Source organism: Caldovatus aquaticus (assembly GCF_019458025.1).
In the GTDB taxonomy this organism is placed as follows: Bacteria; Pseudomonadota; Alphaproteobacteria; order Acetobacterales; family Acetobacteraceae; genus Caldovatus; species Caldovatus aquaticus.
The window spans coordinates 85,883-100,883 of the sequence record NZ_JAHZUY010000001.1 but is presented as its reverse complement, the minus strand read 5'-3'; the positions used below and the strand labels follow the sequence as shown (position 1 = coordinate 100,883).

Here is a 15,001-nt window from a genome sequence, read left to right as displayed (position 1 = left end):
CCGTGCAGCCGCTGCTCCGCATCGTCGGCCTGCACAAGAGCTTCGGCGGCCTGCGCGCGGTCGAGGCGATGGCGGCGTCCGTGCGGCAGGGCGACGTCCTCGGCCTGGTCGGGCCGAACGGATCGGGCAAGACCACCGTCCTCGACCTGATCACCGGCGCGCTGAAGCCGGATCAGGGGATGATCCTGTTCGGCGATCGGCGGCTGGACCGGCTGCCGCCCCATGCCATCACGCGGCTCGGGATCGCGCGCACCTTCCAGCTCGTCCGCATCATGCCTTCCCTCACCATCGCGGAGAACGTGGCGATCGGCGCCATGTTCGGAGCCGACCCCTGCTCGCCCGCCGAGGCGCTGGCGCGCGCGCTGCCGCTGCTGTCGCGCGTCGGTCTCGCCGGGCGCGCCGACCATCCGGCCGCTCGCCTGACCTACATCGACCAGAAGCGCGTGGAGCTTGCGCGCGCGCTGGCCGCACGCCCGCGGCTGCTGCTGCTCGACGAGTGGCTTGCCGGGCTCAACCCGTCCGAGCTCGTCCAGGGGATCGCGCTGGTTCGGGCGCTGGCGGAGGACGGCATCACCATCGTCATGGTCGAGCATGTGATGGATGCGATCCGGGCGCTCTGCACCCGCGTCCTGGTGATGAACGCGGGCCGCGCCGTTGCGGAGGGCACGCCGGAGCAGGCGCTCTCCGACCCGGCCGTGATCGCCGCCTATCTCGGCGAGGACGGGGATGCTTGAGGTCGCCGACCTGACCGCGGCCCACGGCGCGCACCGGGCCGTGGACGGCGTCTCCCTCCGTGTCGGACGCGCCGAGACGGTGGCCATCCTGGGCGCGAACGGCGCCGGGAAGACGACCCTGCTGAAGGCCATCGCCGGCCTCGTGCCGGTCGGACGCGGAACGGCCGTCGTCTTCGGCGGCGTGCCGCTCGCCGGACGCCCGGCCAACGACATCGTCGAGCGCGGGATCGCGCTGGTGCCGGAAGGCCGCGGCGTCTTCGGGGACCTGACCGTCCGCGAGAATTTGCAGCTCGGCGCCTTTCCGCGCCGCGCGCGCGCGCAGGAGCGCGCGACGCTGGAGGAGGTCCTCGCCCTCTTCCCCCGGCTGCGGGAGCGGCTGGGCCAGCAGGTCCGCACCATGTCCGGCGGCGAGCAGCAGATGGTCGCCATCGGCCGGGCGCTCATGTCCCGCCCCGACCTGCTGATGCTGGACGAGCCGTCGCTCGGCCTCTCCCCGCTGATGGCCGCCGAGCTCTTCCGGACCCTGGCCGCGATCAAGGCGCGCGGAACGGCGGTCCTGATCGTCGAGCAGAACGCCCGCAAGAGCCTGAAGCTGGCCGACCGCGCCTACCTCCTCGCCAACGGCCGCATCGTCGGCCAGGGCGAGGCCGCCGCCCTGGCGCGCGATCCGAAGGTCGTCGCCGCCTATCTCGGCGGGCACGCGATCGCCGGCATGGGCGGATCCACGGCGCCGACGCTGCCGGTCCCCTCCACCCCTCGGGAGCGAACCATGAACCACGTCAACCTGATGATCCAGGGGCGCGAGATCGGTGCCGCCGACGGCCGCACCTTCGATCGGCTCGATCCGGTGACCGGCGAGATCGCAACGCGCGCCGCGGCCGCGACCGGCGGCGACGCCGTCGCCGCAGCCGATGCGGCGCAGGACGCCTTCCCGGCCTGGTCGCAGACCGGCCCCGGCGAACGGCGGGCCAGACTGCTGGCGGCCGCCGAGCTGCTGCAGCAGCGCGCGGCGGATTTCTGCGGGCTGATGATGGCGGAGACGGGCTGCACCCGCGAATGGGGCCGCTTCAATGTCGGCCTGGCGGCCGGGATGCTGCGCGAGGCGGCCGCGATGACGACGCAGATCGCCGGCGAGGTGATCCCGTCCGACAAGGCGAACAACCTGGCCATGGCGATCCGCCAGCCGGCCGGGGTCTGCCTCGGCATCGCGCCATGGAACGCCCCCGTCATCCTGGGCGTGCGCGCGATCGCCATGCCGCTCGCCTGCGGCAACACCGTGGTCCTGAAGGCCTCCGAGACCTGCCCGGGCACGCATCAGATGATCGGCCAGGTGATGCGCGACGCGGGCTTCCCGCCGGGGGTCGTCAACGTCGTGACCAATGCGCCCGCCGATGCGGCGAAGGTCGTGGAGGCGCTGATCGCCCATCGCGCGGTGCGGCGCATCAACTTCACCGGCTCAACCGCCGTCGGCCGGATCGTCGCCGAGACGGCGGCGCGCTATCTCAAGCCGGTGCTGCTCGAGCTGGGCGGCAAGGCGCCGCTGGTCGTGCTGGACGACGCCGATCTGGAGGAGGCGGCGAAAGCCGCGACCTTCGGCGCCTTCATGAACCAGGGCCAGATCTGCATGTCCACCGAGCGCGTCATCGTGGACGCCAAGGTGGCCGACGCCTTCCTCGAGAAGTTCGTCGCCCGGGCGAAGAGCCTGCCTTCCGGCGACCCGCGCGCGGGCAATGTCGTGCTCGGCTCCCTGGTTTCCCGGGAAGCCGCCGGCCGCGTAAAGGCGCTGGTCGAGGACGCGGTGGGCAAGGGCGCCGTGCTCGCCTGCGGAGGCCTGCCGGACGGCACGATCATGCCCGCGACCATCCTCGATCGCGTCACCCCGGCGATGCGCCTCTATGGCGAGGAGAGCTTCGGTCCGGTCGTCGCCGTCATCCGGGCGGACGGCGACGAGGAGGCGATCCGCATCGCCAACGACACCGAGTACGGCCTCGCCGCCGCGGTCTTCTCGCGGGACATCGGCCGGGCGCTCGGCGTCGCCAGGCGGATCGAGAGCGGCATCTGCCACATCAACGCCCCCACCGTGCATGACGAGGCGCAGATGCCCTTCGGCGGCATGAAGGCCTCGGGCTACGGCCGCTTCGGCGGCAAGGCGGCGGTGGAGGCCTTCACCGAGCTGCGCTGGATCACGATCCAGACCGGCCCGCGGCCGTACCCGTTCTGAGCAGGAAGCGCGGGAGAGGCGCCGGCGCTTCGCCCTGCACGGGGCCGCTCCTCGCGGAGCCGGCCGGGCTTCTCCCGGGCGGCGGGGGCGGGAGGGCCGAACCGCTTCCCCGCCGTCTTCGCCCGTGGGCTCGGTCTGCGCCGGACGGCACGACCGGGAGGTGCCGCGCGCGGGGCAGGCGGTGCGGGCGTCTGCGTCGGGGATGGCGATGGAGGCCATGCCCCCGGCTGTCCAGAGCGGGGCGGTCGCGCGCAGGGGCCGGATGCATGGCGAAGGGCGGGCGCCCGGGCTGCACCGTCGTTGCACCACCCCGGCGTTCCCGGTCCTGCCCCGTTCTGCCTCTCACGGCCTCATGCGGCGGGGGAGGGAGGGGCCGAAAGCGCCGGAAATGCAGGGATTTTCGTGGTGCTGCTGATGGGGATTGAACCCATGGCCTCTCCCTTACCAAGGGAGTGCTCTACCACTGAGCTACAGCAGCGCCGTGGCGTGCAGGGCCCGCGAGGGGCGCTACCTAGCCCCTGGTCCCTGGCCCTGCAACCCCCGGCTTGCCACGGCCGCCCCGCCTTGCCACGGTCCGCCCCGCCATGACTCCGCCCCAGGACGACCCGCCGCCGCGCCGGCCCGGCGCCGCCGCGACCGGCCGGCCTAAGCCGTTGGCGCCCCCGCGCGCCGACCGGCTCGCCGCGGCCCTGCGCGAGAATCTGCGCCGCCGCAAGGCCCAGGCGCGGGCGCGGGAGGCGGCGCAGCGGACCGCCCCTGCCCCCGCGCCGTCGGAGCCGCCCGGGGAGCGCGGGTCCTAGCTCCGCCGCCCATCCGCCGCGGTTGCCGCCCCCGCCCCCGCCGCGCTATCGCTCCGGGCCCCGGACCGGGCGCGCCCCGGTCCTGCCGGCCGCCCGCCGCTCCGCCGCCGCCCATCACGCCGAAGGCCCGCCCCGCCCATGCCGATCATGCCCGACCACTGGATCCGCCGCATGGCGGCCGAGCACGGCATGATCGAGCCCTTCGTCGAGAGCCAGCGGCGCGAGGGGGTGATCTCCTACGGGCTCTCCTCCTACGGCTACGACGCCCGCGTCGCCGACGAGTTCAAGATCTTCACCAACGTGGACAACGCGGTGGTGGACCCGAAGGCCTTCTCGGAGAAGGGCTTCGTCACCCGCACCGGCCCGGTCTGCATCGTCCCCCCCAACTCCTTCGCCCTCGCCCACACGGTCGAGTACTTCCGCATCCCGCGCGACGTGCTGGTGATCTGCCTCGGCAAGTCCACCTACGCGCGCTGCGGCATCATCGTGAACGTCACCCCGCTCGAGCCGGAATGGGAGGGGCAGGTGACGATCGAGATCAGCAACACCACGCCGCTGCCCGCGCGCATCTACGCCAACGAGGGGATCTGCCAGTTCCTCTTCCTCAAGGGCGAGGCGCCGCCCGACGTCAGCTACGCCGACCGGCAGGGCAAGTACATGCGCCAGCGCGGCGTGGCGCTGCCGAAGCTGTAGGCGGGACGGGGCGATGGACCGCATCCGGATCCGCGGCGGCCGCCCGCTCGCGGGGCGCATCCCGATCAGCGGGGCGAAGAACGCCGCGCTGCCGCTGATGGCCGCGGCGCTGCTCTCCGACGGGCCGCTCACGCTCACCAACGTGCCCGACCTCGCCGACATCGCCACCATGGCGGCGCTGCTCGCCCAGCACGGCCTCTCGGTCGCGCACGACCGGGCGGGGCGCACGCTCACCCTCTCGGGCGCCGCGGCCAGCCTGGTCGCACCCTACGACATCGTGCGCAAGATGCGCGCCTCGGTGCTCGTGCTCGGCCCGCTGGTCGCGCGCTACGGCGAGGCGCGCGTCTCGCTGCCCGGCGGCTGCGCCATCGGCACGCGGCCTGTGGACCTCCACCTCAAGGGCCTCGAGCAGATGGGCGCGGAGATCGCGCTCGAGGCCGGCTACATCCACGCCCGCGCGCCGCGCGGCCTCCGGGGCGCGCGCATCCTCTTCCCCCAGGTCTCGGTCGGCGCCACCGAGAACCTGCTGATGGCGGCCGCCCTCGCCGAGGGCGAGACCGAGCTCGTCAACGCCGCGCGCGAGCCGGAGATCGAGGACCTGGCGCGCTGCCTGATCGCGATGGGCGCGCGCATCGAGGGCCTCGGCACCGACCGGCTGCGGATCGAGGGCGTGCGCCGCCTCGGCCCCGCGACCCATGCGGTGATCCCGGACCGCATCGAGGCCGGGACCTACGCCTGCGCCGCGGCGATCACCGGCGGCGCCGTGCTGCTCGAGGGCGCGCGGCTCGACCATCTCGGCGCGGTCGCGCGCATCCTGCGCGAGGCCGGGGTGGAGATCGAGGAGGCGCCCGGCGGCATCCGCGTCTCCCGCCTCGACGGCCTGCGCGGCACCGACGTGATGACCGAGCCCTTCCCGGGCTTCGCCACCGACATGCAGGCGCAGTTCATGGCGCTGATGTCGGTCGCCGAGGGCGCGGCGATGGTGACCGAGACGATCTTCGAGAACCGCTTCATGCACGTGCCGGAGCTGAACCGCATGGGCGCGCGCATCAACGTGCACGGGGCCTCGGCGATCGTGCGCGGCGTCCCGAAGCTGTCCGGCGCGCCGGTGATGGCGACCGACCTGCGCGCCTCCGTCTCGCTCATCCTTGCCGGCCTGGCGGCGGAAGGTGAGACGATCGTCAGCCGCGTCTATCATCTCGACCGCGGCTATGAGCGGGTGGAGCAGAAACTCGCCGCCGTCGGCGCCGACATCGAGAGGATCCCCGGCTGACCCCGGGACAGACGCGCCCGCCTTGTGCTAGACGCCCCCATGGACACCTCCCTCTCCACCCCTCTCGATCCCGCGACCCCGGCGGATTCCGGCACGCTGGTGCTGGCGGTGCCGAAGGGCCGCATCCTGTCCGAGCTGGCGCCGCTGCTCGCGCGCGCCGGCATCCGCCCCGCGCCCGACTACGCCGACGAGAACAGCCGCCGCCTGCGCTTCCCGACCGACGACCCCGCCCTCGACGTGGTGCGGGTGCGCAGCTTCGACGTCGCGACCTTCGTCGCCCACGGCGCGGCGCAGATCGGCGTCTGCGGCGCCGACGTGCTGATGGAGTTCGACTACGACCAGATCTACGCCCCGCTCGACCTCGGCATCGGCCGCTGCCGCGTCAGCGTCGCCGAGCCCGCCGAGCTCGCCGGGCGCGACGACCCGAGCCGCTGGTCGCGCGTCACCGTCGCCACCAAGTACCCGAACATCGCCCAGCGCCACTTCGCCGCGCGCGGCGTGCAGGCGGAGGTGGTGGAGCTGAACGGGGCGATGGAGCTCGCCCCCTCGCTCGGCCTCGCGCGGCTGATCGTCGACCTGGTGCAGACCGGCGCGACCCTGAAGGCGAACGGGCTCATGGAGACGGAGGTGATCGCGCACGTCACCTCCCGCCTGATCGTCAACCGCACGGCGCTGAAGACCCGGCCGGAGGTGATCGGCGGCTGGATCGCCCGCTTCCGCGCCGCGCTCGCCTCGGCGAGCGCGCGATGATCCGCCTCTCCACCGCCGATCCGGGCTTCGAGGCCGGCTTCGCCGCGCTGCTCGCGCAGGCGCGCGAGACGACGGCGCGCGTGGACGCGGCGGTGGCGGCGATCATCGCCGAGGTGCGCGCGCGGGGCGATGCGGCGCTCGTCGAGTACACCGCCCGCTTCGACCGCTGGCGCCCGGCCGGACCCGCGGCGCTGCGCGTCGCCGAGGAGGAGGTCGAGGCGGCGCTGCGCACCGTGCCCGCCGACCTGCGCGCCGCCCTCGACCTCGCCGCCCGGCGGATCGAGGCCTTCCACCGCGCGCAGATGCCGCGCGATCTGGAGCTGCGCGACGAGACGGGCCTCTGCCTCGGCCTGCGCTGGACGCCGCTCGACGCGGTCGGGCTCTACGTGCCGGGCGGCAAGGCCGCCTATCCCTCCTCGGTGCTGATGAACGCGATCCCGGCGCGGGTCGCCGGGGTGCCGCGCCTCGCCATGTGCGTGCCGGCGCCGGACGGCGCGCTCAACCCGCTGGTCCTCGCTGCGGCGCGGCGCGCCGGGGTCTCCGAGATCTGGCGCCTCGGCGGCGCGCAGGCGGTCGCGGCCCTGGCCTGGGGCACGGAGAGCCTCGCCCCGGTGGACCGCATCGTCGGCCCCGGCAACGCCTATGTGGCGGAGGCGAAGCGCCAGGTCTTCGGCCGCGTCGGCATCGATTCGATCGCCGGCCCGTCGGAGGTGGTGGTCCTCGCCGACGCCGCGAACGACCCGCGCCATGTCGCGCTCGACCTGCTCGCCCAGGCCGAGCACGACGAGGCGGCGCAGTCCATCCTGATCGCCGACGACGCCGGATTCGCCGACGCCGTCGTCGCGGCGGTGGAGGCCGAGCTCGCCGCCCTGCCGCGGGCCGCGATCGCCGGCGAGAGCTGGCGCCGCCACGGCGCGGTGATCCTGGTGCGCGACTGGACGGAGGCGGCGGCGCTGGTGAACCGCCTCGCGCCCGAGCACCTGCAGCTCATGCTCGCCGAGCCGCGCGCCGTGCTCGCCCGCATCCGCCACGCCGGCGCCGCCTTCCTGGGCCGCTTCTGCCCGGAGGCGCTCGGCGACTACGTCGCCGGCCCGAACCACGTGCTGCCGACCGGGCGCACGGCGCGCTTCGCCTCCGGACTCTCCGTGTTCGACTTCCTCAAGCGCACCACCTGGGTGGAGGCCGACCGGGCCGGCCTCGCCGCGATCGGCCCGGCGGCGGTGGCGCTGGCGGAGGCCGAGGGGCTCGACGCGCACGCGCGCAGCGTGGCGGCGCGGCTGCCGGGGCGCCGGGCCTAGCCGGCGGCGGGGCAGGGGACGGCCCGCGCCGGCCGGCCCCCGCGCTTGACCCCGCCCCGCGCCCCACTCATCTTTCGCGGCGCCGGTCACCCCCCGCTCGCGACGCGCGGCCCGCGCCCGCCGCCCGGCCGGACCGCCGCGACCGACCATGCCCGACCGCGAAGAAGGATCCTGATGTCCAAGGAAGACATGATGGAGTTCAGCGGCACCGTCGTGGAGCTGCTGCCGAACGCCATGTTCCGGGTGAAGCTCGACAACGACCACATCGTGCTCGCCCACACCAGCGGCAAGATGCGCAAGAACCGCATCCGCGTGCTGGCCGGCGACCGCGTGAACGTCGAGATGACGCCCTACGACCTCACCAAGGGTCGCATCACCTTCCGCTACAAGTAGCGGCTCCCTTCCGGCCAGGCGGAACCGGACCATGGGCGTCGGGTGCGGCCGCGAACGGCCGCCGCTGGTGCTGGCCTCCGCCAGTCCGCGCCGGCGGGCGCTGCTCGCCCGCATCGGCATCATTCCCGACCGGATCGTCGCCACCGCGATCGACGAGACCCCGCGCAAGGGGGAGCTGCCGCGCCAGCTCGCGGCCCGGCTCGCCGCCGCCAAGGCCGAGGCGGCCGCCGCCCTGGCGCCGGAGGCGCTGGTCCTCGCGGCGGATACCGTGGTCGGGGTCGGCCGGCGCATCCTGCCGAAGGCGGAGACCGAACAGGAGGCGCGCGCCTGCCTGGAACGGCTCTCGGGCCGGCGGCATCACGTGTTCACGGGGGTCGTGCTGGCCCTCCCGGACGGCCGGCGGCTGCGGCGCCTCGCCGACTCGACCGTGCTGTTCCAGCGCCTGACCGAGGCCCAGATCGCCGACTACCTCGCCCATGGCGAGTGGCAGGGGAAGGCGGGGGGCTACGCCATCCAGGGCCGGGCCGAGGCGTTCGTGCGCTTCCTCTCGGGCTCCTACTCCAACGTGGTCGGCCTGCCGCTGTACGAGACGGCGCAATTGCTGCGCGGCGTCGGCTGGCTCCGGCCGTGAGCGCGCGCGCGCAGCGGCCCGCCGCCGGGACGGGCGGCGGCGCCCTGATCCGCGTCAGCGCCGGGCCGGGCGAGCGGCGCATCGCGGTGCTCGGCGCCGGCGGCGCGACGCTGCTGGATTACGAGGTGGAACGGCCGGCCCGGCCGGAGGGGATCGGCGACCTCCACCGGGCCCGCGTCGTTGCGCTCGCGCCCGCGATGGGCGGCGCCTTCGTGGAGCTGGCCGGCGGCGAGACCGGCTTCCTGCCGGAGGCCGAGGCGGCAGGGGCGGCGCAGCCCGGACCGCGTCCGCCGCTCCGTCGCGTGCTGCGCGAGGGTCAGGTCCTGGCGGTGCGCGTCATCCGCGCGGCGCAGGGCGGCAAGGGGCCGCGCGTCACCGCCCAGCTGACGGAGGAGGAGGCCGCGCTCGCCGCCGCCGTGGCGGCGCCCGCCCCGGCGCTGCTGCGGCGGGCGCCGGAGGCGGCGCTGCGCCTCGCCCTCGTCCACTCGCGGGCGGTGGTGGAGACCGACGACGCGGCGCTCGCGGCGCGGCTGCGCGGCGCGCTGGGCCCGGCGCGGGTGCGGCTGCTCTCCGGCCCCGCCTTCGACGAGGCGCTCGAGGCGGAGATCGAGACCCTCTCCGGCCCCGAGGTGCCGCTGCCCGGCGGCGGACGGCTGCTGATCCACCCGACGCCGGCCCTGGTGGCGATGGACGTGGACGCCGGCAGCGCCGCCGGCGCGCGCGACCGGCGGGCGCAGGAGGCGCTGAACCAGGCGGCCGTGGAGGAGGCGGCGCGGCAGATCCGGCTGCGCCGGCTGGGGGGCGCGATCTTCCTCGACCTCGCGGGGCTCGCCGCGCGGCGGGGCCGGCGCGGGCCGCTGCTGGAACGGCTGCGTGCCGCCCTCGCCGCCGATCCGCTGGCCCGGCTGGTGGGCCTGACCGGCCTCGGCTTCGCCGAGATCGTGCGCACGCGGGTGCATGCGCCGCTGCACGAGGTGCTCGGCTGGCCGGAGCCCTCGCCGCTGACCCGGGGCCTCGCTGCGCTGCGGCGCGTGCTGCGCGAGGCGGCGGCGCGCCGGAGCGGGCGGCCGCTCGCGCTGCGCGCGGCGCCGGCGGTGGTGGCGGCGCTGCGCGCCTGGCCGGGGGCGCTCGACGAGTGCGCCGCCGCGCTCGGCCAGGGGCTGGAACTGCGCGCCGATCCCACGATCTCACCGGGAGCGGAGGTGGTCGAGGAGGCGGGCGGCGATGGACGAGGCTGAGCGGGGCGGGCCGGCGCGGCCGCGGGGCGGGCGCGGGCGGTGCCCGATCTGCGGGCGGGAGCCGGCGGCGCCGTATCGCCCCTTCTGCTCCGCGCGCTGCGCGCAGATCGACCTGGGGCGCTGGCTGGCCGGCGCCTATGCCCTCCCCACCGAGGACGCGCCGCCGACCTCCGGCGGGGCGGAGGACGAGCCGTGGGATCGCTGACCGGGCGGCCGCGCTGCGACGGCGGCCAGGCGGACAGGTGCGCGCCTGCCCGCGGCGCCGGATGGCTGGACAGGTTGCGCGGCCTCGGCTATTGCGCGGGCCTCTGCCGCACCGGACCCGCCGCAGGTCCGGGTGCTCCTGGGCCCAGGTAGCTCAGTTGGTAGAGCATGCGACTGAAAATCGCAGTGTCGGTGGTTCGATTCCGCCCCTGGGCACCTTTCGCTTCCTGCACCGAGCGCCGATCGCGGGCGGGTGGAGGTGGCGCGGAGCGCGCGCCCTTTCCGGCGATCTGGCCTTCCGGTCGGTCGTGCTGCGCGCGGCGCGGCCCATGCGGCCTCCGTCCGCAGCTCCGCACCCTCGGAGGACCTTAAGAGGCCGGTGACCGGCCGCACCCGGCGCGGCGGCCCGCCGACCGCCACGAGCGCGCCGCCGCGGCCCTGGCCCGGACCGTGGACGGTGGGCCCCGGCCCTTCGACCTTCCGCGCCCGCGGCCGGTCGGGGAGCGCGGCGCAGGCCCCGCGCGTCGGAAGGCCGCCGCGCGGGCCCGGCGCGCACCCGCTTGCCTGCCGCCACGACCCCGCGCACGCTGGGCGGTGGCCGATGGACACAACGCGTATGGCGTCGTCGGTCCCGCCTGCTCGCCTCTTCCGCGCCTCGCGCGGGGCGTGCGCCTCGTGCCCGGGCCGGCCGAACTGACCGGGGCCAATGCCCGCCGAGCGGCAAGAGCCGCAAGGTCGGCTGCGATCCGAGGGGCCGGTCGGGCGGTCCCTCCCGCGCGGCGCTCCGGGCTGGGGCCGCTGCCTGCAGGCATCGCGGCGGAACCGGCCCTGCTCCGCCGCCCGGCGGGCGCGGACGCGGCCGGCCGCCGCGCGCTGCCACGGCGTGCCGTTCTCGCGCTCCGGCGGGGGGCTGGCGGCGGATCGCCCCCGCGCCGCCCGGCCGGGCGGCCGCGACCGGGACTCCGGCAGCGGGAAGCCGCGGAGGAAGCATGGACACGATCACCCTGGCGCTGACCGGCGACGTGATGCTCGGGCGCGGCGTGGACCAGATCCTGCCGCATCCGAGCGAGCCGACGCTGCACGAGCCCCATGTGCGCTCGGCCCTGACCTATGTCGCGCTCGCCGAGCGCGCGAACGGCCCGATCCCGCGCCCGGTCGGCTTCGCCTACGTCTGGGGCGACGCCCTGGAGACGATGCGCCAGGCGGACGCGCGGATCGTCAATCTCGAGACCAGCGTGACGACGAGCGAGGCGTTCGAGCCCAAGGGGATCAACTACCGCATGCATCCGGACAACGTGGGCTGCCTGCGCGCTGCCGGGATCGAGTGCTGCGTGCTGGCGAACAACCACGTGCTCGACTGGGGCGTCGCCGGCCTGCTGGAGACGCTGGAAACGCTGGAGCGGGCCGGGGTGCACACCGCCGGAGCCGGGCGCGACCTCGCGCAGGCGGCGGCGCCCGCGGCGATCGCGCTGGCGCCGGCCGGCAGCGGCCGGCTGCTGGTGTTCGCCTACGGCTCGCCGACCAGCGGGATCCCGCCGGACTGGGCGGCGGGGCCCGGCAGGCCCGGCGTCCATCTGCTGCGCGACCTCTCGGATGCCACCGTCGCGCGGATCGCCGAAGCGGTGCGCGCCGCGCGGCGGCCCGGCGACATCGCCATCGCCTCGATCCACTGGGGGCCGAACTGGGGCTACGACATCCCGCCCGCGTTCCGGCGTTTCGCGCACGCCCTGCTGGACCAGGCCGGGTTCGCCCTGGTCCACGGCCACTCCTCGCACCACGCCCAGGGCCTCGAGATCCACCGGAACCGGCTCATCCTCTACGGCGCCGGCGACTTCCTCAACGACTACGAGGGCATCGGCGGCTACGAGGAGTTCCGGGGCGATCTCGCGGTGCTCTACCTGCCGCGGCTCTCCCGCGCGACGGGGGAGCTGCTCGGGCTGACGCTGGCCCCGTTCCGGATCGGGCGGATGCGGCTGAACCGCCCGGCGGCGGACGACGTCCGCTGGCTGGCCGAGCGGCTCGACCGCGAGAGCCGCCGGTTCGGCGTCCGGGTGCGGGCGGAGGGCGGCCACGGACACCTCCTCGTCGCCCGGCCCGGCGAAGGCTGAGCGGCGGGCGCCGGCCGCCCGGCCAGGGGGCGCACGGAAACGCGAGCGGCCGCCCCGCGACATGGTGCGGTGTTGAGGCAGATCAGTGCCGGGCCTAGCTGTGGCGGAGAGGATCGGTCGGCATCCCAGGAGGCCCGCCATGCTCTCGACGTCGCTGGAGAAGCTTGCCTACCTCGTCGTGAAGGCGCGGGAGTTCGACGCCGAGGTGGAGCCGGAGGGGCTGGAGGAGGGGTCCAACCCGGCCGACGACCGCGAGTTCTCGGTGCTGGAGGACACCTCCGACAACCCCACCGGCGACGAGCTGCGGGCCGCGCTCGAAAGCCTGAACGAGGACGAGCTCGCCGAGGTTCTCGCCCTGGTCTGGATCGGGCGCGGCGACTACGCGGCGAGCGAATGGCTGCCCGCGCTTGCCGCGGCGCGCGAGGCGCGCAACCGCCGCACGGTGGACTACCTGATCGAGACCCCCAACCTCGGCGACCTCATCGAGCAGGGGCTCGCCGAGCTCGGCTACTCGATCACCGACGAGGAGCAGCGCCTCTGATGCGCGGCGGCGCCGGGCGACGGCCATGACGCGGCCCGTGGCCAGGCCGTTCCGCTCCCTCTACCGGCACGGCTTCGTGCGCGTCGCGGTCGCCACGCCGCGGGTCGCGCTCGCCAGGCCGCGCGACAACCTGGCGAGAACGCTTGACCTGGCGCAGCAGGCCTCCGAGCGCCAGGCGATCCTCGTCCTGTTCCCCGAGCTTGGCCTCTCGGGCTACTCCAACGAGGACCTGCTCCTCCAGGATGCGCTGCTGGACGCCGTCGAGGATGCGATCGCCGAGCTGGCGGCGGCGAGCCGGGGCCTGGCGCCGGTCCTCGTGGTCGGCGCGCCGCTGCGCGCGCGGGGGACGCTGTTCAACTGCGCCGTGGTGCTGCATCGCGGCGCCGTGCTCGGGGTCGTGGCCAAGGCCTACCTGCCGAACTACCGCGAGTTCTACGAGCGGCGCCACTTCCTGCCGGGCGCCCCGGCCGCGCCGCCCACCCTCCGGCTGTGCGGGCGGGAGGTGCCGTTCGGCACCGACCTGCTGTTCGAGGCCGAGGACCACCCAGACATCGTGCTGCACGTCGAGATCTGCGAGGACCTCTGGGTGCCGATCCCGCCCAGCACCTACGGCGCGCTCGCCGGCGCGACGCTGCTCGCCAACCTCTCGGCCAGCAACGTGACCATCGGCAAGGCGGAGTACCGGCGCCTGCTCTGCGCCTCACAGTCCGCGCGCTGCATCGCGGCCTACCTCTACGCCTCGGCCGGTCAGGGCGAGTCGACCACCGACCTCGCCTGGGACGGCCACGCCATGGTGTTCGAGAACGGGGAGCTGCTCGCCGAGGGGGAACGCTTCGCGCCGGCGCCGGGCCTGGTCACCGCCGACATCGACCTCGACCGCCTGCGGCAGGACCGCGCCCGCATGACCTCCTTCGCCGATTGCGCCGTGCTGCATCGCGACCGCGTCGCCGGCTTCCGGCGCGTCCCCTTCCGGCTGGAGCTGCCCGCCGGCGAGGTGCCGCTGGAGCGCGCCGTGCCGCGCTTCCCCTACGTGCCGGCCGATCCGGCGACGCGCGACGCGCGCTGCGAGGAGACCTACAGCATCCAGGTCGTGGGCCTCGCGCAGCGGCTGGAGGCCAGCGGCATCCGCAAGGCGGTGATCGGCGTCTCGGGCGGACTCGATTCCGCGCTGGCGCTGCTGGTGACGGTCGGGGCCTTCGACCGGCTCGGCCTGCCGCGGCGCGACATCCTCGCCTACACCATGCCGGGCTTCGGCACGAGCGCGCGCACGCGCGGGAACGCCTGGGCGCTGATGCGGGCGCTCGGCGTCTCCGCCGCCGAGCTCGACATCCGCCCGGCGGCGGAGCAGATGCTGCGGGACATCGGCCATCCCGCCGGGCGCGGCGAGCCGGTGCACGACATCACCTTCGAGAACGTGCAGGCGGGCGAGCGCGCCTCGCACCTCTTCCGCCTCGCCAACCTGCACGGCGCGCTGGTCATCGGCACCGGCGACCTGTCCGAGCTCGCGCTCGGCTACACCACCTACGGCGTCGGCGACCACATGGCGCACTACAACGTCAACGCCTCGGTGCCCAAGACGCTGGTCCAGCACCTGCTGCGCTGGGCCGCGGCGACGGGGCGGTTCGGCGCGGAGGTCGCGCCGGTGCTGCGCGCGATCGCCGACACGGCGATCTCGCCGGAGCTGGTGCCCGCCGCGGACCGCGAGGGGCCGGGCCAGCGCGCGGAGGAGACCATCGGCCCCTACGCGCTGCAGGACTTCAACCTGTACCACCTCAGCCGGTTCGGCTACCGGCCGGGCAAGGTGGCGTTCCTCGCCCTGCATGCCTGGGGCGACGCGGCGCGCGGGGCCTGGCCGGACACCGTGCCGCCCGACCAGCGCATCGCCTACGACCTGCCGACGATCGAGCACTGGCTGGCGGTGTTCCTCAGGCGCTTCTTCCAGACCAGCCAGTTCAAGCGGTCGGCGATGCCGGACGGGCCGAAGGTCGGCTCGGGCGGGTCGCTGTCGCCGCGCGGCGACTGGCGCGCGCCGAGCGACGCGAGCGCCGAGGCGTGGCTGGAGGCGCTGCGGCGCGACCTCGACCGCCAGCGCTCCGCCGGAGCGGGATGAGGATCGG

At 75.3% G+C, this 15,001-nt stretch carries 13 protein-coding genes and 2 tRNA genes; 14 read left to right on the top strand and 1 reads right to left on the bottom strand.

What is annotated here, in order from left to right; genetic code table 11:
* Nucleotides 1-2: 2 nt before the first annotated feature.
* Both K1J50_RS00445 and K1J50_RS00440 read left to right on the top strand, forming a co-directional pair.
* Complete coding sequence (locus K1J50_RS00445; protein ID WP_220115461.1) at nt 3-734, top strand: ABC transporter ATP-binding protein; 732 nt, start codon at nt 3-5, stop codon at nt 732-734.
* A complete protein-coding gene (locus tag K1J50_RS00440) occupies nt 727-2,955 on the top strand; it encodes an aldehyde dehydrogenase family protein (RefSeq protein WP_220115460.1) in 2,229 nt (742 codons plus the stop codon). Before K1J50_RS00445 ends, K1J50_RS00440 begins: the two co-directional genes overlap by 8 nt.
* Nucleotides 2,956-3,358: 403 nt before the next feature.
* On the opposite strand, the gene K1J50_RS00435 is transcribed toward K1J50_RS00440, so the two are convergent.
* Nucleotides 3,359-3,433, bottom strand: a tRNA-Thr gene (locus K1J50_RS00435).
* Nucleotides 3,434-3,893: 460 nt separating this feature from the next.
* On the opposite strand from K1J50_RS00435, the gene dcd reads away from it, so the two are divergent.
* From dcd to K1J50_RS00375, 12 genes are all read left to right on the top strand, one after another.
* Nucleotides 3,894-4,448 carry a dCTP deaminase gene (gene dcd / locus K1J50_RS00430; protein ID WP_220115459.1) on the top strand — a complete coding sequence of 185 codons (555 nt, stop codon included), beginning with the start codon at nt 3,894-3,896 and terminating at the stop codon, nt 4,446-4,448.
* 13 nt (nt 4,449-4,461) lie between these two features.
* A complete protein-coding gene (gene murA / locus K1J50_RS00425) occupies nt 4,462-5,721 on the top strand; it encodes a UDP-N-acetylglucosamine 1-carboxyvinyltransferase (RefSeq protein WP_220115458.1) in 1,260 nt (419 codons plus the stop codon).
* Between the two features lie 39 nt (nt 5,722-5,760).
* The gene (gene hisG / locus K1J50_RS00420; protein ID WP_220115457.1) at nt 5,761-6,471 is read left to right on the top strand and encodes an ATP phosphoribosyltransferase; all 711 of its coding nucleotides are present in this window, start codon (nt 5,761-5,763) and stop codon (nt 6,469-6,471) included.
* Nucleotides 6,468-7,769, top strand: coding sequence for a histidinol dehydrogenase (gene hisD, locus K1J50_RS00415; RefSeq protein WP_220115456.1), 1,302 nt, complete (start codon nt 6,468-6,470; stop codon nt 7,767-7,769). Before hisG ends, hisD begins: the two co-directional genes overlap by 4 nt.
* Nucleotides 7,770-7,943: 174 nt before the next feature.
* The gene (gene infA / locus K1J50_RS00410; RefSeq protein ID WP_188904004.1) at nt 7,944-8,162 is read left to right on the top strand and encodes a translation initiation factor IF-1; all 219 of its coding nucleotides are present in this window, start codon (nt 7,944-7,946) and stop codon (nt 8,160-8,162) included.
* 31 nt (nt 8,163-8,193) lie between these two features.
* Nucleotides 8,194-8,793, top strand: coding sequence for a Maf family protein (locus tag K1J50_RS00405; RefSeq protein ID WP_220115455.1), 600 nt, complete (start codon nt 8,194-8,196; stop codon nt 8,791-8,793).
* Nucleotides 8,790-10,031 carry a ribonuclease E/G gene (locus K1J50_RS00400; protein ID WP_220115454.1) on the top strand — a complete coding sequence of 414 codons (1,242 nt, stop codon included), beginning with the start codon at nt 8,790-8,792 and terminating at the stop codon, nt 10,029-10,031. Before K1J50_RS00405 ends, K1J50_RS00400 begins: the two co-directional genes overlap by 4 nt.
* Entirely contained in the window at nt 10,018-10,236 is a 219-nt protein-coding gene (locus tag K1J50_RS00395; RefSeq protein ID WP_220115453.1) for a DNA gyrase inhibitor YacG, read from the top strand. Before K1J50_RS00400 ends, K1J50_RS00395 begins: the two co-directional genes overlap by 14 nt.
* 142 nt (nt 10,237-10,378) lie before the next feature.
* Nucleotides 10,379-10,451, top strand: a tRNA-Phe gene (locus K1J50_RS00390).
* A gap of 773 nt (nt 10,452-11,224) precedes the next feature.
* Nucleotides 11,225-12,343: a CapA family protein gene (locus K1J50_RS00385; protein WP_220115452.1), complete on the top strand. Its 1,119-nt coding sequence runs from the start codon at nt 11,225-11,227 to the stop codon at nt 12,341-12,343.
* 139 nt (nt 12,344-12,482) lie between these two features.
* The gene (locus tag K1J50_RS00380; protein ID WP_220115451.1) at nt 12,483-12,884 is read left to right on the top strand and encodes a DUF3775 domain-containing protein; all 402 of its coding nucleotides are present in this window, start codon (nt 12,483-12,485) and stop codon (nt 12,882-12,884) included.
* A gap of 25 nt (nt 12,885-12,909) precedes the next feature.
* The gene (locus K1J50_RS00375; protein WP_220115450.1) at nt 12,910-14,994 is read left to right on the top strand and encodes an NAD(+) synthase; all 2,085 of its coding nucleotides are present in this window, start codon (nt 12,910-12,912) and stop codon (nt 14,992-14,994) included.
* The last annotated feature ends 7 nt before the right edge of the window (nt 14,995-15,001 follow it).